Below are 21,405 nucleotides of genomic sequence, written 5' to 3'. Positions count from 1 at the left end.
ACGGCGGGAGCGGTGGGCGGGGAGCATGCGACGCCTGTGACTAGGCTGAGTTCATGCCGTCGACCCGCCGTACCGCCCGACAGTCCGACCTGCTTGAGCGCCTGGTCGCGCTGCTCACCGCGGAGGGGTTCGCATCGTTCACCCTGGACGACCTGGCCGAGCGGCTCCGCTGCTCGAAGACGACGCTGTACCAGCTCGCCGGCAGCAAGCAGGACCTGGTCAAGGAGGCGGTCAAGCACTACTTCCGCGGCGCGGCCGAGGAGATCGAGAAGCGGGTGGCGGCGACCACCGCCCCCGCGGACCGGGTGCTGGTCTACCTGGAGACCGTCGCCGAGCAGTTGCGCCCGCTGTCGCGGCGGTTCCTCGACGACATGGCGGACTTCCGGCCCGCGCGCGAAGTCTACGAGGCCAACACCCGGCTGGCCGCCGACCGGGTCAGGCAACTGATCGCCGAAGGCGTCGCGGCCGGGGTCTTCCGGGAGGTGCACGCCGCGTTCGTCGGCGAGGTCGCGGCCGCCACGATGCGGCAGATCCAGCAGGGCGAGGTGGGCGCGCGCACCGGGCTGAGCGACTCCGAGGCCTACGCGCAATTGGCGTCGCTGATCGTGTACGCCGTCTCCTCCTGAGCCAGTCCGCTTATATTGGCATCTGTCCCTTTGTTTCCGCTCTTGGCGGGCGGTGAACGTACTGTTATTGATACTGTCGTACTCTCATCAGTATCGTTCTTGTGGAGGCTCCGATGCCCGCCACCCGTACCCTTCCGACCCGCGAAGCCGCCGATCTCATCGATCTGACTCGCGCGCTCGCGAGCAAGGAGCTCGCCCCCCGCGCGGCCGAGGCGGAGAGCGAGGAGCGGTTCCCCCGGGACGTCTTCCTCACGCTGGGTCGTGCCGGACTGCTCGGACTGCCCTACCCCGAGGAGTACGGCGGGGGTGCCCAGCCGTACGAGGTCTACCTCCAGGTTCTCGAGGAGATCGCGACCGTCTGGTCGAGCGTCGCGGTCGGCGTCTCGGTGCACGCGCTCTCCTGCTACGGCCTGGCCGCCTACGGAACCGAGGAGCAGCGGCGGGAGTGGCTTCCCGACATGCTCGGCGGCGAACTGCTGGGCGCGTACTGCCTGTCCGAGCCGCACGCCGGCTCCGACCCGGCGGCGATGCGCACCCGCGCCGTCCGGGACGGCGACCACTACGTGCTCAACGGCGCGAAGGCGTGGACCACGCACGGCGGGCACGCGGACTTCTACACCGTGATGGCGCGCACCTCGGACCACCGCACGCGGGGCATCTCGTGCTTCCTCATCCCGGCGGACACGCCCGGCCTGACCGCCGCCCCGCCCGAGCGGAAGATGGGCCTGACCGGCTCGACCACCGCCACCATGCACCTGGAGGACGTCCGCGTCCCCGTGCACCGCAGGATCGGCGAGGAGGGTCAGGGCCTGGCGATCGCACTCTCCTCGCTGGACTCCGGCCGGCTCGGCATCGCCGCCGTCGCCACCGGGCTGGCGCAGGGCGCCCTGGACCACGCGGTGCGCTACGCCCAGGAGCGCGAGACCTTCGGAAAGCCGATCATCGAACACCAGGGGCTGGCGTTCGTGCTGGCCGACATGGCGGCGGCGGTCGAGTCCGCCCGCGCCACCACCCTGGCCGCCGCCCGGCTGAGGGACCACGGGCTGCCGTTCACCGCCGAGGCGTCCGTGGCCAAGCTCGTCGCGACCGACAACGCGATGAAGGTGACCACCGACGCCGTGCAGGTGCTCGGGGGCTACGGCTACACGCGTGACTTCCCCGTCGAGCGGTACATGCGCGAGGCCAAGGTGATGCAGATCTTCGAGGGCACCAACCAGATCCAGCGCATGGTCATCAGCCGGACGCTCACCCGCCCCGGGAGGGGTGGCATCACCGTGGTCGGCGAGTAGCCCAACGGGTTCCCCGTCACCGACGACCCGCTCGCCCACCTGTCCCCGCTCCGGTACGACCACGTCATCTTCCTGGGCCGCCACGCCTTCACCCGGCCGCCGGCACCGGGCCTGCGGCAGCCGCGCGACCCGCACAGCGACGTCGAGGCGGACGACAGCGGGGACGGGTAGCCGCGGTTCGTGCAGTCGAAAGGGGCGTCCGAAGCTACCTGTATGGCTTCGGACGCCCCTTTGCGCTGACCGGAGTCCGGCCCCGGCCTCGGAGGAGACCAGCGCCGCAATGAGTCACGATCCGGTGGTAGCGCGCCGGGATCTCCGCGTCGGGCAGGCCCGAGGCGCGCAGTGCCTGGAGCAGCTCCTCCATGACCAGCCGGGAGCCGGTGCCGCCTGACGCGTAGCGTCCCCAGATCGCCTCCTCGGTCGACCAACGCCTTCGGCCTGCCATCTCGCCCCTCTCACTGCTCCTCGTCAGGGCTCAGGCTAACCCTTGCACTTGCCGATGCACGCGGTGCGTGCATAATGAGGACGCATGCTTTCGGGAGACTGCACGACCTGCGCGACGCCCGACGTGCATGACCACCACGACACACCCGGCCGCCGGCCGGGGAGGGGAGAAGGAGACATGAGCGAGCCCACCGCTACGACACGGCCGCCGGAGCCGGACTGGTCGGCGATAACAGCCGAGGAACTGATCGCCTACCGCGACGCGGAGAACCGCTTCCGAGCCTCCAGCGCGGCGCGGGCGATCACCGGGGATCCGGATCCCGGTGCCGCGATCGACTGGCAGGAGGTGGCGCTGCCCGACCGCGACCTCCCGGTCCGGGTGTACCGGCCCGCCGCCGAGAACCGCGCCAGGGAGGCCGCCCCGGCCGAGCTACCCCTCCTGCTCCACGTACACGGAGGCAGCTTCGTGGGCACGGCGGTGCAGTGCGACTGGACCAACAGCCACCTCGCCGCCCGGCTGCCCGCCGTCGTCGTCTCGGTCGAGCACCGCCTCCTCGATGCGGCAACCCCGCTGTCGGCGGCCGCCGACGACGCCTGGGACGTGCTCCGGCACGTGGTGGAGCACGCCGCGCAGTGGGGCATCGACCCCACGCGCACGGCCGTGTTCGGCGAGAGCTGCGGTGCGCTGATCAGCGCGCTGGCTGCCATACGGGCCAGGGAGGCCGGCCTGCGGCTCAAGGCGCAGGTGCTGGTCAACCCCGCCGTCGATGTGACCGAGACGATGTTCGACCACGCCTCGATCGCCGAGTACGGCTACAGCCCGACCCGGGCGGTGCCGCTGCTGCGGCTGTTCCAGCGGCTCGCGGTTCCGCCGGGAACCGACGCCAGGAAATTCTCGCCGCTGTACGCGGACGACCTGGGCGGGCTGGCCCCGGCACTCGTGGTGGTGCCGACCCACGACGCGGTGGCCGATCACGGCCGCCGTTACGCCGAACGACTGCGGGCCGCCGGGACATCCGCGCGGCTGACCGAATACCCCGGAGCGAGGCATGCGTTCCTCTCCATGCCGGGCGTGGAACCGCAGGCCGAGACCGCCCGGGCGGAGATCCTCGAGTTCCTCCGCGCGGCCCTGGCAGGGTGACGGAGAAACGATGCACACCACCACTCTCGGGCCTGTCGGCCCGGTGGTCTCCCGGCTCGGCCTCGGCTGCATGAGCATGACCGGCACCCACTGCCCCGCCGACCCGCACGAGGCCGCGGCCACCTTGCTGGAAGCCCCCCGAACGCGCCGATCTCACGATGGGAGATGCCGAGTATGACGACGACGAAGCCGAGGACCGGTGGGCTCACCGCAGCCGAACTGGTGGAGGGCTGGCGCGAGGTTGGGGTCGAGGAAGGCATGGCCCTGATCGTGCACTCTTCGCTGTCCAGCCTTGGCCACGTCGAAGGCGGCGCGGCGACCGTGGTCGAAAGCCTGCGTACCGCAGTCGGACCCGCAGGGACGATCGTGACGCCCACCTTCACCTGGCAGGTCACCGACCCCGACCCCGACCATGCCGGCATGCCCAGCGCCGCGGTACGCGAACGACGTGCGGCGGTGCCGATCTTCGATGTTGACCTGCCGTCCAGCATGGGCGCGATACCCGAGGCTTTGCGCTCCCTGCCCGGCAGCGTGCGCAGTCCGCACCCTCAGGCATCCGTGGCTGCCGTCGGTGCTGATGCCGCCACCATCGCGGGTCGCCAGACGCTGGGATTCGCCGTCGGCCGTACATCGCCGTTCGGCCGTCTGCACGACATCGGCGGCTACATCCTGCTCATCGGCGTCGGCCACAATCGCAACACGTTCCTGCACTACGCCGAGGCCTTGACGCCCCGCCCCCGCCTGAAGGTACGCCGCTTTCCGATGGACATCGACGGCGAACGAGTCTGGCTGGAGACACTCGACGTCGGTAACGACAATGACACGCACTTCCCCACCGTCGGCCACGAGTTCGAAGAGCACGCTGGCATCCTCGAGGTCATGGTCGGTGACGCTCCCTGCCGCTTGATCCCCGTACAACCCTTCGTGTCCTTTGCTGTCCCCCGCCTCACCGAACTACTCGCCCTGGACGCCGGGCAACAGGCATAGGCAACAGGCTGCCTGCCGAGGCAGGCCCTACCCGGCGAGGTGCCCTGAGGCAGTGACCGCTCGTTCCGGAACCACCGGCTCAACGTGTGAAACATGCGGCGCCCATGTCCGCAGGTATCTGTCGGGCGGCCATTTCTGGTCACCGTCCTCCTTCGCTGCCTCCTGCGTACGCGCGCCGTTGAGCAGGGTCAAGGAGTACATCGAAAGCCAGAAGCGTCCGGACCAGCGTTCGGAGGTTCAAAACCCCAGGCCGGAAGCGAAAACGTGCTGGGCAGCGAGGCACGCTGCCGAGGACGCGGCCTGGCCCAATCCCCCCGGGGGGCTGTGGTGATCATTCCTGACCCAATATCCGCTGTGTCTGGGCGACGTGCATTTGTAGGATCCGTGTATGACGGACGAGAACGAGCGGGCCGTGCAAGCGGCCATCGATGGTGAGTTGCGGCTTCTCGATCCTGAGGTGCGCGCTTCCCCGGCCCTTGTTCGGGACCTTCTGGATCCGGAGTTCACCGAAATCGGAGCCTCCGGACGCTGGTGGGACGCGGAGTCGATCCTCACGGTGACGAGTGCGGGAACGGTGTCTCCCGAGTCCCCGGTCAAGGTCAGCAAGATGTCGGGGGTCGTGCTGGCCCCGGGGATCGTTCACCTGACGTACTTTGCTGACCATCAGGGGCGCCGGGCATGGCGGAGCTCTCTGTGGCGCCTGACGGAGACCGGCTGGCGCGTCTACTTTCATCAGGGCACTTTGGCCGGCCGCTTTGAGCAGTGATGTCCCCCAGACCGAGAGTCCCAGGGTTTCGGGCGCGCTGAACTCATCGCCGTGTCCGTGGCCCATGTAGCGGGTGACCCAGACCCGGCGCCGGGCAGGGCCGGTCGGGCGATGTCGGCGTCGACCCCAGGGCCTGCGGTCCCTGTCAGCCGACGTCGCCCTCGGGGGTGGCGTCCGTATCGTCGAGGCGGTCGAGGATCCGGGTGCTCAGCCGTTCGAGCAGGGCGACCTCCTCGCGGCTGAGCCCGTCGAAGAAGAACCGTCGCACCACGCCGACGTGACCGGGCGCGGCGGTGGTGATGGCCTGGCGCCCCTTCTCGGTGAGCACGATGAACGCGCCGCGCCCGTCCTCGGAGCACTCCTCACGGTCGACCAGGCCGCGGCGCCGCATCCGGGTCAGGTGATGCGACAGGCGGCTCTGCTCCCACTGCAACGCCCATTGCAGCTCGTACGGCCGGAGCCGCGCCTCGGGGGTGTCGGTGAGGTGGACGAGCACCTCGTAGTCGGCGAGGGACAGGCCCGAATCGAGCTGGAGCTGGCGGTTGAGTGCCGCCGCCAGCCGGCCCTGCATGCTCAGGTAGGCCCGCCAGGCGCGCTGCTCGTCGGCGTCCAGCCAGCGCGCGGCGCGCCCGGGGGCCGCCCCATCGGAGGGACCGGGCAAGGAGGGGCCGGGCAGGGAGGGACCGTCCATGCCGCTCACCCTATCCAGAACGGATGACACGTCATGCGGTTGGAAATAAATGACGCGTCATGTACGTTGCGGGGCGAGTGTAGATGACAGATCATCTACGGAGCCGGACCCGCGTCCGGCCCTTCGGGCGAGACCTCCGGAAGGGGATCCCATGACCAGGATCACGCCGACCCCGCGGGTGGACGTCCACCGCGCGGACGAGCGGTTCACCACCGCCACCACGTGGTTGGATTCCCACCACTCCTTCTCCTTCGGCCGGCACCACGACTCCGGCAACACCCACCACGGCGTGCTGCTGGTCAACAACGACGACCGCGTCCTCCCCGGCACCGGGTTCGACACCCACCCGCACCAGGACATGGAGATCGTCACCTGGGTCATGGAGGGTTCCCTGGTCCACCAGGACTCGACCGGCCACTCCGGCGTGATCTACCCCGGCCTGGCGCAGCGGATGAGCGCGGGCACCGGCATCCTGCACTCGGAGAAGAACGACTCCTGGCGACTGCGGGGTGGCGCGGCGCACGACGAGCCGGTGCACTTCGTCCAGATGTGGGTCGTCCCCGACGAGCCCGGGATCACGCCCGGCTACGAGCAGCTCGAGATCGAGGCCGAGCTGCTGTCCGGCGGCCTGGTGCCGGTGGCGTCCGGGATGGACAAGCACGACGGCCTCTCCGCCATCCGGATCAAGAACCGGTACGCCGCGCTCTACGCCGCGCGACTGCGGCCGGAGCAGAGCGTCGAGCTGCCCGAGGCCCCGTTCCTGCACCTGTTCGTGCCGCGCGGCACGGTCACCCTTGAGGGTGCGGGCACGCTCGGCCCCGGCGACGCCGTACGGTTCACCGCGACCGGCGGACAGCGGGTGACCGCGGTCGAGCCCGCCGAGATCCTGGTGTGGGAGATGCACGCCACGATCGCCGCCTGAGGGCCACGGCGCTGAGAGTCCGTTCTGTACACACCCGGGATATCGTGGGCGATCCGGGCGCCCGTCGAAGGAGCCGAGACGTTATGGAACACACCGAACCACGGGTCGTCGACGACCCGGAGGCCGACCGGTTCGAGATCACCGTGGAGGGGAAGGTCGTCGGCTTCGCCGACTACCGGCGCCACGGATCGCAGATCTCGTTCCCTCACACCGAGATCGACCCCGCGTACGGCGGCCGCGGCCTCGGCTCGACGCTCGTCCGGGGCGCGTTGGACGCGTCCCGGGCCGCCGGGCTGTCGGTCCTGCCGTACTGCCCGTTCGTCCGTGACTACATCGCCCGGCACCCCGGCTATCTCGACCTGGTGCCGGCCGACCGGCGCGAGCGCTTCTCCCTCCCCGCGGGTCCGGACGACAGCGACGGAGAGCCGGCGTGACCTCTCTGCCGACTCCCGAGGCGTACGAGTGTGAGGAGGCGACGGCGGCCGAGCCGGAGAGTGTGCTCCTCGCCGGACACGACGTCCCGCTCGGCCGCTACACGACGGTGCGGCGGCTGCTGCCGCAGCGGCCGCGCCGGATGGTGGGGGCCTGGTGCTTCGCCGACCACTTCGGCCCGGACGACGTACGCGACCGTCCGGGCATGCAGGTGCCGCCGCACCCGCACACCGGGCTGCAGACGGTCACCTGGTTGGCCGAGGGAGAGATCCTGCACCGTGACAGCCTGGGCAACGCCCAGACGATCGTGCCCGGCCAGCTCAACCTGATGACGGCGGGACACGGCATCGCGCACTCCGAGCAGACGCCGCCGGAGCATCCGGCGGTCATGCACGGCCTGCAGCTCTGGGTGGCGCTGCCGGAGGAGGCCAGGCACGGCGCGGCACGGTTCGAGCATCACGCCGCGCTGCCGGCGCTGCGCGAGGGCGACGTCACGGTGACCGTCGTGGTGGGCGAGATCGGGTCGCTCCGCTCCCCCGCGCTGGTGCACACGCCGCTGCTCGGCGCCGAGGTGCTGTTCCACGGCCCCGGCCGGCACCGGCTGCCGGTCGATCCGTCGTTCGAGACCGCCGTGCTCGTCATGTCCGGCGCGGCGCGCGTCGCGGGCGTGCCGCTCTCCCCCGGCGCTCTGCTGTACCTCGGGGAGGGCCGCTCCGAGCTGGTGGTGGAGGCCGACGCGCCCGCGCGGCTGTTCCTGCTCGGCGGCGAGCCGTTCGAGGAGCCGCTGGTCATGTGGTGGAACTTCGTGGGGCGGTCGCACGACGAGATCGTGCGGGCGCGTGACGACTGGATGCGGGACGCCGGCTTCGACGGGGGCGGCCACCCGGCCACCCGCTTCGGCATGGTCGGCTCCTGTGAGGAGGGGCCGCTCCCGGCGCCCGAGATGCCCACCGTACGGCTGAAGGCCCGCGACCGGCACGGCCGCGTCCAGGCCGGATAGGCCGTTTCGGCGCCCCAGCCGCCTCCCCGGTCAGGAGGAGAGCGGCTGGGCGGGACGCTCCGGAACGCCGGCGGCGGCGGTCGTCAGGGGAAGGCGCAGCACGAAGCGCGCCCCTCGCGGGGAGTCCTCGATGGCGAGGGATCCGTGGTTGGCCATGGCGGCCTCCCGGCTGAAGGCGAGGCCGAGCCCGCTGCCGCCGGGGTCACGGCGGCGCCCGTCCGCCAGCCGGACGAAGGGTTCGAAGACCCGCTCGCGGTCCTCGAGCGCGATGCCGTCACCGTCGTCGTGCACCACGACCACGGCCTGATCGCCCGCGCGTTCCACCTCGACATCCACCTGGGTGCGCGCGTGCCGCTGCGCGTTGGCCAGCAGGTTCCCCACGGCCCCGGTGACGGCCAGCCTGGTGGCGAAGGCGGTCGGGTCGCCACTGGCGTGGAGTCGCACCTGCATGCCCTGGGATCGGACCGCGATCTCCTCCCGCACCAGCTCGGTCAGGTCGAGCGGCTCGGGAGCCGCCGAACCGGTGTTTTTCACCTTCGTGTACGCGAGCAGTTCATCGATGATCACCTGGAACCGCTCGGCGCTGCGCAGGGCGGCGCGCAGCGTCTCGTGCGGGTCGACCTCGTCGGGATAGTCGAGCGCCTCCTCGATCTGGGCGCGCAGCGCGGTGACGGGTGACCGGAGTTCGTGGGAGACCAGGGAGGCGAACCGACGCTGGTTGGTCATGACCTCCTCCAACCGCTCGAACAGCTTGTTGGAGGAGCGGGCGAGCCGCGCGATCTCGTCGTCGCCGCGCGCCTGAGGCAGCCGCCGCAGGCTCAGGTCACTGGTCGTGAGGTCGATCCGCTTCGTGATCGCCTTGAGGGGGTGGAGGATCCGGCCGACCACCATCCAGGTGATCCATGCGGCGGCGGCCGCCACGAACAGGACGCCCGCGGCGATCCACGCCACGGTGAGCGGCTGCGTTCCTTGCGGGACAGGCCCGTGCGTGCTGCCGCGGGCCACGAAGTCGATGGCCGCGCCGCCCGTGATGAGAACCACCAGGAACAGCGCTCCGACGACGAGGGTGTACCGGCCCTGGATGGAGCTGGGCAATGGCAGGTGCGGCCTTCGCGATCTCATGGCGGTCTCCCCTCTGACCTCCGGCACCATCAAAGCGACAAACCTTACGAAAACCCCTGACTAATCCCAACCCTGGTCAAAGAACGTCAAGCATTATCAAAGTCTGACTAGTTCATTACCTTCCGATGACTTGACGTCCGATCTCCACGCGCTGACGGCCGGTCCGCCGGCGTCATCCGCTGTGACCGCTTTTCGCCGTCGCCTCCAGGCCCTGGATCAGCATGTCCAGGGCCTGCTCGAAGTCCGCCGCCGGGTTCACGTCGCCCTGCGTCGTCCAGCCCAGCAGCCTGCTGAAGTGCGGCAGCCGGGCCGGGTCGAGCCGCCGGATGTAGACCCCGACCTGTTCCTCGCCCGCGTGCGCCCCGGGGGCGCCGGTGAAGCCGGCCGTCGCCAGCAGCAGCGCTCCGTACACCAGCCCGTTGATCGCCCCGAGCGCGCGCCAGGCGCCCCGCTCGTCGAACCCGGCCTGGAACAGCGCCCCGACCAGACCGTCCATCGCCCCCATGGCCCGCGGCGAGGTCGGATTGGACCGGTCGGTGGCCAGCGCCAGCGGCACCACCGGATGGAGGCTGAAGACGCGGTGCATGCTCAGCGCGGTCGCTCGCACCTGCTCCGGCCAGGGCAGGGCCGGGTCGGGCGGCTCGACCTGCTCGAACACGCGCTCAACGATGCCGTCGACGAGATCCGCCTTGTTGGAGACGTGATTGTAGAGCGACATCGCCTCGACGCCGAGCGTCTTGGCCAGGCGCCGCATGGACAGTCCCTCCAGGCCCTCTCTGTCGGCCAGATCGAGGGCCGCGTCGAGAACCTTCTCCCTGTTCAGCGACTCGCGCCGTGCCATCAAGCCGTCCTTTCCTCCCTGATCGTTTGACAAAGCTTACGCCGTACGTGTTCTACTTACGGTGTAAGCATACGGCGTAAGTAGAGGAGTCGGAATGACCGACGTGATCGTCGTGGGCGGCGGCCCGGTCGGCCTGCTGCTGGCCTGCGAACTGACCCTGGCCGGGGCCGGCGTACTGGTCCTGGAGGCGGCCTCGGGCGAGGAACGCAGAACCCGCAGCCTGGGCCTGCGCTCCCTCAACGCCCGCACCCTGCGGTCGCTCGCCCTGCGCGGGCTGGTCGAGCCGCTGGCCGAGGCGCAGCGGGCGATGTTCGAGGAGCTGGGCCGGCGTCGCGAGTCCGGAGCCGACCTGAAGGACGCGCCGCCAGCCCAGGCCGACGTGGTCGCCTTCATGGCCGAGGTGGCCCAGAAAGGCATGATCCGAGGGCACTTCAGCGGGCTTCCGCTGCTGGAGCCGGGCGGGGGTGCCGACTACCTCATGCTCAAGCAGCACCAGCTCGAAGGCGTACTGGCCGCACGGGCCGCCGAGCTCGGGGTCACGGTCCGCCACAACTGCCGGGTGACCGACGTGACGCAGGACGAGAACGGCGTCGCCGCCATGCTCGCCGACGGGCAGGTGGTCCGCGGGGCATACCTGGTCGGGTGCGACGGCGGGCGGAGCGTGGTGCGCAAGCGATCCGCTTTCGCCTTCTCCGGAACGCCCGCGACCATGACGGGACGGACGGCGGTGGCCGCGTTGGCCGACTCCGGCGCGATCACCTCGTCCTTGCGCGGTCAGGGCGGGCTGGTGAACCTGTCGCTGGTGCCGGGCGAGATCGCCACCATCGAGTTCGACGGCGGGCCGGGCGAGCGGGACGCGCCGATGACGGCCGGGGAACTGCAGGGAAGCCTGCGGCGCGTGACCGGCGTCGACGTGGTCGTCACCCGGCTGGAGGCCGGGATCCGCTACAGCGACAACACCCGGCACGCCGACACCTACCGCAAGGACAGGGTGCTGCTGGCCGGAGACGCGGCGCACGTCCACTCGCCCATCGGCGGGCAGGGGCTCAACCTCGGCCTGCAGGACGCGGTCAACCTGGGCTGGAAACTCGGGCTGGTGGCGCGCGGGCTGGCCCCCGACAGCCTGCTGGACACCTATACCGCCGAGCGGCACCCCGTGGCCGCCCGGGTGCTGCGCAACACCCGGGCGCAGGTGGCGCTCATGCGGACGGGAGCCCAGGTGGACGCGTTGCGTGAGGTGCTGACCGAGGTGCTGGAGCTGCCGGACGCCAGGCGGTACTTCTCGGCGATGGTCGAGGGCACGGACGTGGACTACGCGCCCGACGCCGCCGAGCCCTTGGTCGGCCGCTTCGTCCCGCCATCGGCGACGCCGCCGGAGGCGTCGAGCGGAGGACTGCTCGCCGACGGCCGGGGGCTGCTCGTCGGACCGCCCGGTCAGGACTGGCCCGGCGGGGTCGTGGCGGGGCATCGGGATCGCGTACGTGCGGCCCCCATCGAGGGCGCGCCGGACGCGGGCGCTCTGCTCGTACGGCCCGACGGGTACGTGGCCTGGGCCGGCGGGCGCGACGGTCTGGGCGAGGCGCTCGCCACCTGGTTCGGTCCGGCGAGGTGACCCCGGGGCCGATCACGTCAAGAGACGCCTGAGGTACGCGGGTTCCCCGCCCAGGCTTCCGGACCAAGCGTTGCTCGACCTCAACCTCGAGGGCGAACGACCAGCCACCACCTCGCCACCTCGGCCTTCCCCTGCCGGAGCGCGTCGGTCAGCGGTGGCGACGGACAGTTCCGTGGCGGTCTCCCTGGGCTGGGCACCGCGCCGACCCGCGTCAAGGCCGAGACTCAGTCGCGGATCACGGCCTTGGTGCGCATCAGGAACTCGCCCAGGTACGCGTCGTGCGGGACGCCCAGCGCCATCCAGTACGTCGGGTGGTCGCCGATGTACAGGTTCTTGATCGTCGGGTCGGCGAGGAGGTCGTCCAGCAGGCGCTCGTCCTTGGTCACGGCGGTGAGGACCAGGCTGTCACGGAACACGGCGGACCAGGCCGCACGCGTCCAGGGGGCCACCCACACGCACGGGAAGGCCAGTTCGATGCCCGCCTGCTCGGAGAAGGGACTGTCGAGCAGGTGGACGGCCGGGCGGAGCACGGCACTGCCGTCGGGCAGTTCGTCCACCTCCGCTTCAAGAACGGCGGTCGTACCCTCGGCCTTGGATCGGAGGTAGCTCTCGATCTTCTTCGCGGCCGGCAGGGAGTACGCCGTGAGCACGGCCTTGTCGTCCTCCGGCGGCAGGCTGGGAATCACCCCCAGCCGTGCGGCGATCGCCTCGGCGAGCGGAGCCGGGTCGCCCTCGACGAAGACCGCGGTGGTGTTTATGCAGGCCGCGCCGCCCTCGTGGCTGATCGAGTCGACGATCATGTCGAGGTGGTCGCGCCAGTCGCAGTCCGCGGTGATCAGGATCTTCGACCGGCCGGGCCCGTTCGGTAGGACCGTCGGGTCCGCGGCGTACTTGTCGATGACTTCCTGCCCGCCGTACACCATGGCCAGGTCGGCCTGGCGCAGGATCTCGTCGGCCGCCTCGTGGTCGGTGGGCAGGAGCACGATCTGGTCCGCTCCGAACCCGGACGCCCGCAGCGCGGAGATCAGCCGGTACGGCGTCAGCGCCTCGCGCCGCGAAGGCCGTACCGCGACCCGGAAGCCGAGTGCGAGAGCCTCCAGCCAGATGCTGTGCACGCCGGGGTGGTTGCCCGCCGCATGGACGGCGAAGACGTCCCCGCGCCGGATCCAGACCGCGGTGCCGTCCCGGGCCTTCGGGTCGCGCCAGTCGTGCACCGCGCCGACGGGCCGGGCCTGCTGCGCGCTCCCGAACGCTCCGGCGGCGCTGTCGGCGATGGCCCGCACCGCCCCCCGCACGACGGGCAGCGGCGTGCCGGCCACCCGGCTGACCGTGTACTGGTAGTCGGTTGCGGACAGGCCGTCGACCACTCCCGTGGCGAACAGCTCGCCCGCCTCGGCCAGCGCGGCCAGGCGCTCCTCCAGGCGGAGCGTGTCGGCCTTGCGCATTGCGGACATGGCGCGGGTCACGAACAGCTTGGGTACGAGGCTGAGCTCGACCAGCGGATTGCCCGCCACGTCGGGGACGACCAGCCGGTTGCGCGCCCGGTAGGCGCCGTGGGGGCCCAGCGCGTCGATGTGGATCGGATCGGTCATCAGTACACCCCCTCGATGACGGCCTCGTCCTCGAACTGGGTCACCGGGGAGACATCGGCCACGGAGTCACCGGTCTGGCCGGCCGGCGGTTCGACCCGGGTGGCGATGTCGCGCTCCAGGTTGTTGGGCAGCAGCATGTTCTTGCTGACGTGGTTCATCACGACCTGTCCGCGCTCGCCGTACTTGACGGTGCGGCCGGTCTCGGGGTCCACGACGCGGAAGGTGATGAACGGGGAGGGCGGGTCGAAGACGCACGCGTCATCGTCCTCCGGGCGGATGCGCTCGAATATGCCGCCTCCGAGCATCGTGCTTCCGTAGATGCCGTGGAGCCTGACCGCGGGGAACACTTCGGTCATGTACAGGAAGCGGGTGTCGGCGTCCATGTGGGTCCCGGCCCAGACGATGCCCTTGACCTTCTCGTTGATCAGATTCACCAGGTCGTCACGGCCCGCGAGCCGCTCCAGGAGCGGTGGCGTGGTGATGATGACGCCGATGTCCTGGGTTTGCAGCACGAACGCCGCCTGGTCGATGAGGTGCTCGGCGTAGGCCGTCGCCTCCTCGGCTTTGCCCGCGGCGATGACCTTCTTCACCCAGCGCGGGTCCATGTCCAGGTAGAAGGTGATGCCGCCGCGCCTGGTGGCCAGCGCTCTCGGCATCTCACCGGCGAGGTGCGGCCCGCTCGGCATGATGGAGAGCCAGTCGACGTCGCGCGGGAACTCTGCGGCGTCCAGGTGGGCGTTCATCCAGTCCGTGCTGCGGGACCACCAGTCCCGCAGGACCACCACGCGCTTCGGCGAGCCTGTGGTGCCGCCGCTCTCGTACACGCCCACGACGTCCGGATTCGGGCCGTAGCCCTGCGGGATCAGGTCCTCTGCGCGGACATCGCGCAGGTCGTTGACGATGTTCGGGAAGAGGGCCAGGTCGTCCAGGGTCTGGACATTCGTACGCGGGTCGAAGTCCAGTGTCTTCGCGCGCTCCAGCCAATAGGCGGAGCCCGTTTCGGGGTTGAAGTGCCATTCCATCGCGGCACGGACGAACGCGTCGGGGTCCGGCCGTGCGTCGAGTGGAAGATCCAGCATGTTGTCGGTCATCGTGCCGCACCCTTCCTGGCCGCGTTCCACGGCCAAGGTCTGCGGAATTGCCTGCCTTCAGTAGGTGTGCACCAGCCAATTCGTGGCGATCGGTGGACACCGTAACCGTCACAGCTACCCGGATCGGGGGGAGCATGTCACGACCCGCCCTCTGGGTTGGCGACGGTCGTCGACAACGGAAAAGGATCAGTCGTGAAGGAGATGGACGGTTCCCTGCGGACGGGCGTCTCCCGGGGCGGTCCCCGGCGGACGGGGTCGCCGTCACCGCCGCGCACGCCCTGGCCGGTGTCGGTGGGTCAGGTCAGCAGAAGCGAGCGCACGGTGTTCCAGCAGGTCTGGTCTGCGGCGTTGAGCAAGCCGGGGCGCGGGTCCCCGGGCCGGTAGGGGCTGCCGTCCGGACGGCGGGCGACACCGCCCGCCTCGGTCAGCAGCAGCACGCCGGGCGCGTGATCCCAGGGCAGGGTCCGCCGGAACAGGACGAAGTCCTGGTCGCCGTCCAGAAGCCGTGGATAGTCCACGCCCGCGCAGGCGGTGCCCGGCCCCAGGGTGGCGAATCGGGGTGCTGCCGCCTCGACCCGTGCCCTCGCCCGCGGATCGAGGAACCTGGTCAATACCGCCCCGTGCAGCTTCGCCGGATCGACGGGGGCCGGTTCCCGGCGCACCCGGACTCCGTCGCGCCAGGTCCCCGCCCCCTTTTCGGCGACGTATACGCGGCCTTCGGTGGGGCGCACGATCCACGCCGCGACGGTCTCCCCTCCTCGCACCAACGCCGCCATCACCGCGTACTCGGGGCGGCCCGCGACGAAGTTCGAGGTCCCGTCCAACGGGTCGACCAGCCAGGCCGCCGGCGCCTCCCGCAGCGCCGTGACGAGTCCGGCGTCGTCGGACGCGGCCTCCTCACCGACGACCGGGGCATCCAGCACGCCGCGCAGCCGACGGCTGATCAATTCCTCGGCTTCACGGTCAGCCACGGTGCTCACCTCACCGGGAGACTTCTCCGCGACCTCTCCTTCGGCCAGCGCCCGAAACCGGGGAAGGATCGCGACTTCGGCGGCCTCGAGGAGGATCTCGGTCACCTGATTGATCCACATGGACGACGACGTTAGCGCCCGCCTGCTTGAGGGAGCCGAGGCTCCCAACGTCCCGACGCTACGGAATGAGTGTGACCTCGGGGAACCTCGGCGACGGGCCGTCCAGCAGGTGGCCCCTGCCCCGCAGGTGCAGGTCGAAGAAGGCCAACGGGTAGGCCCGCTGAACGGCCTCGCCGCGCTTGGGGGCGAGCGTGCCGATCTGCTCGGCGAGCTGGGCGGGCGTCCACTTCAGCAGTGCCGCCGCCTGCGGGGCGATCATTTCCAGGTCGCCGTAGGAGGCGTGCTCGACCCCTTCTGTCCTGATGTTGAGCTTCCAGCCCTTCAGATTCGACCAGAACGTGGCCAGGTCGGGGAGCTGGTCGCGGACGGCCTTGGTGGCGGTCATCAGCATGTACGGCCGGGCCAGCCCCGCGGTGACGACCGGGCCCGCCGCCGGGCCGTCCATGGCCAGCCCGGCCTTGATCCGCCGGTCCTCGAACATGGCGGACGCGACCGTGGGCCCGCCGGCCGAGTAGCCGAACATGCCGACCCGGCTCAGGTCGAGCAGGCCGCGCAGCCCCTTGGGGAGCTTGCGGTGGTCGGCGTCGGGGTTGCCGCCGCGGTCGAGCACCGTGAGCTGGTCCAGAACGAAGCGGGTGTCGGCGATGCGCTGCTCGTAGATCACCCAGCCGGTCCCGGCGCCGTCGTGAACGGGGCCCACCACCCGGCCGTCGGGGAACTCCACCAGGCCGTCGTAGGTGTGGTCGATTGTGGCCACCACGTATCCCCGGCTGGCCAGTTCCTCGACCACCACGGTGTTGGCCGAGCGGAAGGAGTCGTTGCCCGGGGAGTACAGCACAACGGGCAACCGGCCCTCGCGCCGGTCGGCGGGAGCGCCCTCGTGCCCGTGGGTCTGCGGCAGCAGGACGGCTCCCGGAGGCAGGCCCACCTGGCGCAGGTACTGGGCCGCTGCCTTGGGCGGCAGCCAGGGCGCGACCGGGTACGTGGCGACCTTCCTGGCCGGGTAGGTCAGGCTGATCATCAGCTCGCGGTCGTGGCCGGCGCCCGCGAACGGGTCCTTCCTTGAGCGGTCGACCAGATGCAGGGACACCGTGCCGAGCGGGGAGGGGCCCGTCGGCGCCGGAAGGGTCAGCTGGGGCGGGGCGGCGGCCTGGGGCCGAGCCTGGGTCGTGAACTGCGTCTTGGCCTCGGCGGCAGTCGGTACGGTCAGCGACGCGACGGCCAGGAGGGCGGCGGCGCACACCACTCGCGGGGAGATCACACGCACTCCTTCTGATCATTGGAAGTGGGAGTGCTCCGAAGCTAGTGACCCGCCCCGGCCAAGGTCGTCTACCCCAGGGCTCATTTCGCGCCGGGGGGCTACGCCTTCCGGCCGATGCCGGGTTCAGCGCACGGCGACCAGCCCGCTGCGGTAGGCGATGATCACCAGGTGCACACGGTCGCGGGCGCCGAGCTTGGCCAGGAGATGCCTGACGTGGGTCTTGGCCGTACCCGGCCCGATGTGCAGTCGCTCGGCGATCTCGTCGTTGGACAGGCCCTCGGCGACCAGTGCGAGCACCTCCCGCTCGCGCGTGGTAATGCCCTCCAGCGGCTCAGGGTGAGCGCGGCCGGCGAACTCCTTGATCAGCCGCCGTGTGATGCCTGGGGAGAGCAGCGCGTCGCCCGCCGAGACGACCCTGATCGCCGCCAGCAGGTCCCTAGCGGGGGTGTCCTTGAGCAGGAATCCGCTGGCACCGCCGCGCAGCGCCGCGTACACGTACTCGTCCAGGTCGAAGGTGGTGAGGATGAGCACCTTCGTGTCACTGGACGAGGTGATCAGGCGGGTGGCCTCCAGGCCGTCCATGCCGGGCATCCGGATGTCCATGAGCACGACGTCCGGCGCCTGCGCGCGGGCCACTTTGACGGCCTCCAGGCCGGTGCCTGCCTCGCCGACGACGGTCAGGTCCTTGGCGGTGTCCACGATGCCGCACAACCCCGCGCGCACGAGGGTCTGGTCGTCGGCGACCACCACGCGGACGGTCATGCCGCGCGCCCGGGGACGGCGAGGGCGGCGGTCAGGCTGAGGTTCATGCCGGGTGCTCCGTGGCGGGAAGGGTGGCGGTGACGCGGAAGCCACGTCCGGGCAGGGGCGCCGCGTGGAACGCGCCGCCGTACAGGTGCACGCGCTCACGCATGCCGACCAGGCCGTGTCCGAGGTGCGGACCACCGGCCTCCGGGGAGCCGACGCCGTCATCGGCGACCTCGATGGAGAGCTCGTCCGGCCCGTAGCACAGGGTCACCCTGGCCGAGCCGGTGGCGGCGTGCTTCACCACGTTGGTGAGGGCCTCCTGCACGATCCGGTACGCCGAAAGGTCGATCCCGGGAGGCAGCGCGCGGGGCGGCCCGGTGATGGTGAGCTCCACCCGGACTCCCGCCCCGGCGATCTGCTCCAGGAGCCGGTCGAGGTCGGCCAGCCCGGGCGCGGGCGCGAGATCGGGCCCTTCGCTCCGGTCCTCCTCGCGGAGCACACCAAGCAGCCGCCGCATCTCGGCCAGGCTCTGGCGCCCCGTGGTCTCGATGGCCGTGAGCGCGGCCCGCGCTTCCTGCGGCCTGTCGTCGATCACCAGGGCGCCGAATCCCGCCTGTACGGTGACCACGCTCATGCCGTGCGCGACGACATCGTGCAGTTCGCGGGCGATGCGCATCCGCTCGTCGGTGACACTCTGCCTGGCCAGGCTGGCCTGGTTACGCAGCAACTCCCCGAGGTGGCGGCGATGCATGCCCACGGTGTACCCGACGGTCCAGACCGTGGTGAACAGCAGCACGGAGATCACCGGAGGCCCGCCGATGCGCGGGAAACCGGGAATCCCGGTCGCCACGGCGGCGACCAGCGACATCCCGAGCGTGACGAAGGCGGTGCGCGGGCGGCAGATGGCCGCCACCGCGTACAAGACGTAGGCCACGGACAGGATCCCCAAGATGATCGCCCCGCGCTCGACCAGCTCCGCCGCGACCAGCCCGGCCAGGGCGAGCCCGAACGCGACGATAGGCCGCGGACGGCGCAGCGCGATCGGCAACGCCGACACGACCACGCCCACGGGAACCACCGCGAACCGCTCGGCTCCCCTGACCTCATTGGCCAGCAACAGGAAGACGGGGAGCGCGTAAGTTACGGCGGCGAGCCGATCCAGAGCCAGCCAGTGCCCCGGCCGGACTCGCCGGATCATCAGCGGAAGCGGGCCTTGATGCCCCTCGACATGCACGGCCCAAGGGTAGGCACAGTGCCCCCGGCAGTCACGGACCTCGTCCGACCTGTCCACTAGAGGGCGGAATACTCTGGTTTGGGTAGAGAGCGACGGTGATCAGAAGTGGTCTGCCAACGCCAAGTCTCACGCTCACACGTTCGTGACGCCGCCCGGCTCGCACTGGCCGGCGCACTGGCGGCCGCCCTGACGCTGGGCACCGGTCCCGCCCGGGCGGCCTCAGCGGGCCATGTCTCGACGCTCGACGCGGCGACACACCAGATGACCGTCACGGACGACGGCCGCACTGTGATGACCTTCACCGCGGGCTTCGGAAAGCCCGGCTTCCGTACGCCGACCGGAACCTTCCACGTGCTCGACAAGGACGCGGCTGTCAGGATGACCTCGTGCAGCGCGAACATCACCTGCGATCGGCATGATCCCAACTATTACGACCTCGTGGCCCACTGGGCGGTGCGCCTGACCGACTCCGGCCTGTTCGTCCACGCGGCGCCCTGGGATCCCGCCATCGGCCAGGTCGACAGCTCCCACGGCTGCATCCACCTGAGCACGGAAGACGCCCGCCGCTTCTACGACTTCAGCCGGGCCGGCGACACGGTGATCATCAAGAACACCGGCGGCCTCACCGGCGGCCCGAGCGGTCCGTAACGCCCCTTCAGCGAGAGGCCGATGCGCGGGCGTTGTGGTTTCACTCGGTGAGATAGCGCTGGATCATGGGACTCAGCCAGGCGATGAGCTCTTCCTCCGATGCCGCCACCATCGGCGGGAATTTCAGGATGTAGCGCGACAGGGCCAGGCCCAGCAGTTGCGAGGCGACCAGGGAGGCCCGCAGGGGAGCGCGCTCCGGATCGCCGGTCAGGCCGATCACGAGCGGCATGACCTGGCCGCCGAAGATCGTCCGCATGCGTTCGGCGGCGGCCTCGTTCGTCACGCCGGTGCGGAGCAGGACCTGCAGCCCTTCGTCGGCCTCCCACTTGCGCAGGAAGTGGCGGACCAGGCCGGCGCCGGCCTGGTCCGGCGCCAGCTCGGGCAGTTCCAGGTCGAATTCGGCCGCGGCGGCGAACAGCTTCTCCTTGGTGCCGAAGTAGCGCATCACCATGGCCGGGTCGATCCGCGCGTCGGCGGCGATGGCCCTGATGGTGGCCTTGTCGTAGCCGTCGGCGGCGAAGCGTTCGCGGGCCGCGGCCAGGATCACAGCCTTGGTCTCGGCGGAGGATCTCCTCATGTCAACAATTGTAGGCCAACATCTGTTGACTACGCCAGCGCCGCAGCCTACGTTAATGCCAACAGCCGTTGACCAAGGAGGCGACATGAACGCCGAAGTGCTCATCGCCGGAGCCGGACCCGCCGGGCTCACCGCCGCGATCGTCCTGGCCCAGCGCGGCAGGCAGGTCATGATCGTGGACGCACAGGCAGACGGTGCCAACACCTCCCGCGCCGCCGTCGTGCACGCACGCACCCTGGAGGTGCTGGAGCCGTACGACGTCGCCCACCGGCTGGCCGCGCACGGCATCCACACCCCGGTCTTCACCATCCGCGACCGCGACAAGGTGCTGGTGCCGGTGCCCTTCGACGACCTTCCCACCGCCTACCCCTACACCCTGATGATCTCCCAGGCCGACACCGAGGCCCACCTGTTGGCCCGCCTGCAAGAGCTCGGCGGCAAGGTGATCAGGCCGGCCCGGGTGACCGGCATCGAGCAGGACGCCGACGGCGTCACCGCCACCCTGGACGACGGTCGGCACATCCGCGCCGCCTACCTGATCGGCGCCGACGGCCTGAACAGCACGATCCGCCAGAGCGCCGGGATCGGCTTCACCGGCGGCACCTACGCCGAGTCGTTCGTCCTGGCCGACGTCCGCCTGTCCGGCGGAGTGCCACAGAACGAGGTCATCCTGTACTTTTCTCCCGCCGGACTGGTCGTCCTCGCCCCGCTGCCCGGCGGCCTGCACCGCATCGTCGCCACCGTGGACGAGGCCCCCGAGCAGCCCGGCATCCCCTTCGTGCAGCACCTGCTCGACACCCGCGGCCCCGAGGCCGACCCCGCGCGGGTGCAGGAGCTGATCTGGAGCTCGCGCTTCCGGGTCCACCACCGCATCGCCGACACCTACCGCCAGGGCCGCCTCCTGCTGGCCGGCGACGCCGCCCATGTCCACTCGCCCGCCGGCGGCCAGGGCATGAACCTGGGCATCGACGACGCCGTACAGCTGGGCGAGGCGCTGGCCCGGGTGCTCGACGGCGAACCGGACAGTCTGCTCGACTCCTACGCCGCCACCCGCCGCCCGCAGGCCGAGCAGGTGGTCGCCCTCGCCGGGCGGCTCACTGCGCTGGCCACCGCCGCCGCCGGCCGCCGCGTCCTGCGCAACCTCGTCCTCGCCCTGGCGGGCCGCATCCCCGCCGTCCGCACCCGGCTGGCCTGGCAGTTGTCCGGCCTGAACAGACGGCACGCCTCGTGAACGCCGAACGACCGCGGCTACCTGCTGTTCGCCGCCGAGACCGGCACCTGGCGGGACCCC

At 70.7% G+C, this 21,405-nt stretch carries 20 protein-coding genes and 2 pseudogenes; 12 read left to right on the top strand and 10 right to left on the bottom strand.

The window, feature by feature from the left end:
- The first annotated feature begins 53 nt into the window (after window positions 1-53).
- From AWQ71_RS30300 to AWQ71_RS30280, 6 genes and pseudogenes are all read left to right on the top strand, one after another.
- The gene (locus AWQ71_RS30300) at window positions 54-626 is read left to right on the top strand and encodes a TetR/AcrR family transcriptional regulator (protein ID WP_067139348.1); all 573 of its coding nucleotides are present in this window, start codon (window positions 54-56) and stop codon (window positions 624-626) included.
- A gap of 113 nt (window positions 627-739) precedes the next feature.
- The gene (locus tag AWQ71_RS30295; protein ID WP_067139345.1) at window positions 740-1,915 is read left to right on the top strand and encodes an acyl-CoA dehydrogenase family protein; all 1,176 of its coding nucleotides are present in this window, start codon (window positions 740-742) and stop codon (window positions 1,913-1,915) included.
- A 622-nt stretch (window positions 1,916-2,537) separates the two neighbouring features.
- On the top strand, window positions 2,538-3,500 hold the full coding sequence (locus AWQ71_RS30290) for an alpha/beta hydrolase (protein WP_067139343.1): 963 nt from the start codon (window positions 2,538-2,540) through the stop codon (window positions 3,498-3,500).
- Between the two features lie 174 nt (window positions 3,501-3,674).
- Window positions 3,675-4,487, top strand: coding sequence for an AAC(3) family N-acetyltransferase (locus AWQ71_RS30285; protein WP_067139340.1), 813 nt, complete (start codon window positions 3,675-3,677; stop codon window positions 4,485-4,487).
- A 52-nt stretch (window positions 4,488-4,539) separates the two neighbouring features.
- A pseudogene (locus tag AWQ71_RS44930) lies at window positions 4,540-4,707 on the top strand (transposase); the annotation flags it as partial.
- Window positions 4,708-4,875: 168 nt separating this feature from the next.
- Window positions 4,876-5,253 carry a nuclear transport factor 2 family protein gene (locus tag AWQ71_RS30280; RefSeq protein WP_067139337.1) on the top strand — a complete coding sequence of 126 codons (378 nt, stop codon included), beginning with the start codon at window positions 4,876-4,878 and terminating at the stop codon, window positions 5,251-5,253.
- 145 nt (window positions 5,254-5,398) lie between these two features.
- Here the strand turns inward: AWQ71_RS30280 and AWQ71_RS30275 are convergent, their stop codons facing one another.
- Entirely contained in the window at window positions 5,399-5,944 is a 546-nt protein-coding gene (locus AWQ71_RS30275) for a MarR family winged helix-turn-helix transcriptional regulator (RefSeq protein ID WP_084259449.1), read from the bottom strand.
- A gap of 49 nt (window positions 5,945-5,993) precedes the next feature.
- On the opposite strand from AWQ71_RS30275, the gene AWQ71_RS30270 reads away from it, so the two are divergent.
- The 3 genes and pseudogenes from AWQ71_RS30270 to AWQ71_RS30260 all read left to right on the top strand — a co-directional run bounded on the left by AWQ71_RS30270 (window position 5,994) and on the right by AWQ71_RS30260 (window position 8,298).
- A complete protein-coding gene (locus AWQ71_RS30270; RefSeq protein ID WP_369407225.1) occupies window positions 5,994-6,866 on the top strand; it encodes a pirin family protein in 873 nt (290 codons plus the stop codon).
- Window positions 6,824-7,300: pseudogene (locus AWQ71_RS30265) on the top strand (GNAT family N-acetyltransferase); the annotation flags it as partial. The gene AWQ71_RS30270 and the pseudogene AWQ71_RS30265, both read left to right, overlap by 43 nt.
- Entirely contained in the window at window positions 7,297-8,298 is a 1,002-nt protein-coding gene (locus AWQ71_RS30260; protein ID WP_067139328.1) for a pirin family protein, read from the top strand. The pseudogene AWQ71_RS30265 and the gene AWQ71_RS30260, both read left to right, overlap by 4 nt.
- A 30-nt stretch (window positions 8,299-8,328) precedes the next feature.
- Here AWQ71_RS30260 and AWQ71_RS30255 read toward each other — a convergent pair whose 3' ends face one another.
- Window positions 8,329-9,420 carry a sensor histidine kinase gene (locus AWQ71_RS30255; protein WP_169806671.1) on the bottom strand — a complete coding sequence of 364 codons (1,092 nt, stop codon included), beginning with the start codon at window positions 9,418-9,420 and terminating at the stop codon, window positions 8,329-8,331.
- A 172-nt stretch (window positions 9,421-9,592) separates the two neighbouring features.
- Entirely contained in the window at window positions 9,593-10,261 is a 669-nt protein-coding gene (locus AWQ71_RS30250; protein ID WP_067139322.1) for a TetR/AcrR family transcriptional regulator, read from the bottom strand.
- Between the two features lie 94 nt (window positions 10,262-10,355).
- On the opposite strand from AWQ71_RS30250, the gene AWQ71_RS30245 reads away from it, so the two are divergent.
- Window positions 10,356-11,873: an FAD-dependent monooxygenase gene (locus AWQ71_RS30245; protein WP_084259447.1), complete on the top strand. Its 1,518-nt coding sequence runs from the start codon at window positions 10,356-10,358 to the stop codon at window positions 11,871-11,873.
- 224 nt (window positions 11,874-12,097) lie between these two features.
- Here AWQ71_RS30245 and AWQ71_RS30240 read toward each other — a convergent pair whose 3' ends face one another.
- The 6 genes from AWQ71_RS30240 to AWQ71_RS30215 form a co-directional block, all read right to left on the bottom strand.
- On the bottom strand, window positions 12,098-13,465 hold the full coding sequence (locus tag AWQ71_RS30240) for an aldehyde dehydrogenase family protein (protein WP_067139319.1): 1,368 nt from the start codon (window positions 13,463-13,465) through the stop codon (window positions 12,098-12,100).
- Window positions 13,465-14,556 carry an AMP-binding protein gene (locus tag AWQ71_RS30235; RefSeq protein WP_067139316.1) on the bottom strand — a complete coding sequence of 364 codons (1,092 nt, stop codon included), beginning with the start codon at window positions 14,554-14,556 and terminating at the stop codon, window positions 13,465-13,467. Before AWQ71_RS30235 ends, AWQ71_RS30240 begins: the two co-directional genes overlap by 1 nt.
- A 296-nt stretch (window positions 14,557-14,852) precedes the next feature.
- A complete protein-coding gene (locus tag AWQ71_RS30230) occupies window positions 14,853-15,647 on the bottom strand; it encodes an inositol monophosphatase family protein (protein ID WP_067139313.1) in 795 nt (264 codons plus the stop codon).
- Between the two features lie 58 nt (window positions 15,648-15,705).
- Window positions 15,706-16,908 (bottom strand): alpha/beta hydrolase family protein, encoded by a 1,203-nt coding sequence (locus AWQ71_RS30225; RefSeq protein ID WP_169806670.1) that lies wholly within the window; start codon window positions 16,906-16,908, stop codon window positions 15,706-15,708.
- A gap of 123 nt (window positions 16,909-17,031) precedes the next feature.
- Window positions 17,032-17,670, bottom strand: coding sequence for a response regulator (locus AWQ71_RS30220; RefSeq protein ID WP_067139308.1), 639 nt, complete (start codon window positions 17,668-17,670; stop codon window positions 17,032-17,034).
- A 43-nt stretch (window positions 17,671-17,713) separates the two neighbouring features.
- The gene (locus AWQ71_RS30215; RefSeq protein ID WP_067139305.1) at window positions 17,714-18,853 is read right to left on the bottom strand and encodes a sensor histidine kinase; all 1,140 of its coding nucleotides are present in this window, start codon (window positions 18,851-18,853) and stop codon (window positions 17,714-17,716) included.
- 141 nt (window positions 18,854-18,994) lie between these two features.
- Between AWQ71_RS30215 and AWQ71_RS30210 the strand changes: the two genes are divergently transcribed.
- Window positions 18,995-19,537, top strand: a complete 543-nt coding sequence (locus AWQ71_RS30210; protein WP_067139302.1) for a L,D-transpeptidase — start codon at window positions 18,995-18,997, stop codon at window positions 19,535-19,537.
- 40 nt (window positions 19,538-19,577) lie between these two features.
- On the opposite strand, the gene AWQ71_RS30205 is transcribed toward AWQ71_RS30210, so the two are convergent.
- Window positions 19,578-20,114 (bottom strand): TetR/AcrR family transcriptional regulator, encoded by a 537-nt coding sequence (locus AWQ71_RS30205; RefSeq protein ID WP_067139298.1) that lies wholly within the window; start codon window positions 20,112-20,114, stop codon window positions 19,578-19,580.
- 85 nt (window positions 20,115-20,199) lie between these two features.
- Between AWQ71_RS30205 and AWQ71_RS30200 the strand changes: the two genes are divergently transcribed.
- Window positions 20,200-21,345, top strand: a complete 1,146-nt coding sequence (locus tag AWQ71_RS30200) for an FAD-dependent monooxygenase (protein WP_067139295.1) — start codon at window positions 20,200-20,202, stop codon at window positions 21,343-21,345.
- Window positions 21,346-21,405 lie beyond the last annotated feature (60 nt).

The sequence above is a fragment of the Microtetraspora malaysiensis genome, from assembly GCF_001528665.1.
Classification (GTDB): Bacteria; Actinomycetota; Actinomycetes; order Streptosporangiales; family Streptosporangiaceae; genus Microtetraspora_A; species Microtetraspora_A malaysiensis.
Note: the sequence above shows the minus strand (reverse complement) of the source record. Positions and strands in the feature narration are given on the sequence as shown.

Bases quoted from the DNA above. Each gene is read 5' to 3' on its own strand.
- AWQ71_RS30300 (WP_067139348.1), top strand. From the start codon at position 54: ATGCCGTCGACCCGCCGTACCGCCCGACAGTCCGACCTGCTTGAGCGC.
- AWQ71_RS30295 (WP_067139345.1), top strand. From the start codon at position 740: ATGCCCGCCACCCGTACCCTTCCGACCCGCGAAGCCGCCGATCTCATC.
- AWQ71_RS30290 (WP_067139343.1), top strand. From the start codon at position 2,538: ATGAGCGAGCCCACCGCTACGACACGGCCGCCGGAGCCGGACTGGTCG.
- AWQ71_RS30285 (WP_067139340.1), top strand. From the start codon at position 3,675: ATGACGACGACGAAGCCGAGGACCGGTGGGCTCACCGCAGCCGAACTG.
- AWQ71_RS30280 (WP_067139337.1), top strand. From the start codon at position 4,876: ATGACGGACGAGAACGAGCGGGCCGTGCAAGCGGCCATCGATGGTGAG.
- AWQ71_RS30275 (WP_084259449.1), bottom strand. From the start codon at position 5,944: ATGGACGGTCCCTCCCTGCCCGGCCCCTCCTTGCCCGGTCCCTCCGAT.
- AWQ71_RS30270 (WP_369407225.1), top strand. From the start codon at position 5,994: ATGACGCGTCATGTACGTTGCGGGGCGAGTGTAGATGACAGATCATCT.
- AWQ71_RS30255 (WP_169806671.1), bottom strand. From the start codon at position 9,420: ATGAGATCGCGAAGGCCGCACCTGCCATTGCCCAGCTCCATCCAGGGC.
- AWQ71_RS30250 (WP_067139322.1), bottom strand. From the start codon at position 10,261: ATGGCACGGCGCGAGTCGCTGAACAGGGAGAAGGTTCTCGACGCGGCC.
- AWQ71_RS30245 (WP_084259447.1), top strand. From the start codon at position 10,356: ATGACCGACGTGATCGTCGTGGGCGGCGGCCCGGTCGGCCTGCTGCTG.
- AWQ71_RS30240 (WP_067139319.1), bottom strand. From the start codon at position 13,465: ATGACCGATCCGATCCACATCGACGCGCTGGGCCCCCACGGCGCCTAC.
- AWQ71_RS30235 (WP_067139316.1), bottom strand. From the start codon at position 14,556: ATGACCGACAACATGCTGGATCTTCCACTCGACGCACGGCCGGACCCC.
- AWQ71_RS30230 (WP_067139313.1), bottom strand. From the start codon at position 15,647: ATGTGGATCAATCAGGTGACCGAGATCCTCCTCGAGGCCGCCGAAGTC.
- AWQ71_RS30220 (WP_067139308.1), bottom strand. From the start codon at position 17,670: ATGACCGTCCGCGTGGTGGTCGCCGACGACCAGACCCTCGTGCGCGCG.
- AWQ71_RS30215 (WP_067139305.1), bottom strand. From the start codon at position 18,853: ATGATCCGGCGAGTCCGGCCGGGGCACTGGCTGGCTCTGGATCGGCTC.
- AWQ71_RS30205 (WP_067139298.1), bottom strand. From the start codon at position 20,114: ATGAGGAGATCCTCCGCCGAGACCAAGGCTGTGATCCTGGCCGCGGCC.
- AWQ71_RS30200 (WP_067139295.1), top strand. From the start codon at position 20,200: ATGAACGCCGAAGTGCTCATCGCCGGAGCCGGACCCGCCGGGCTCACC.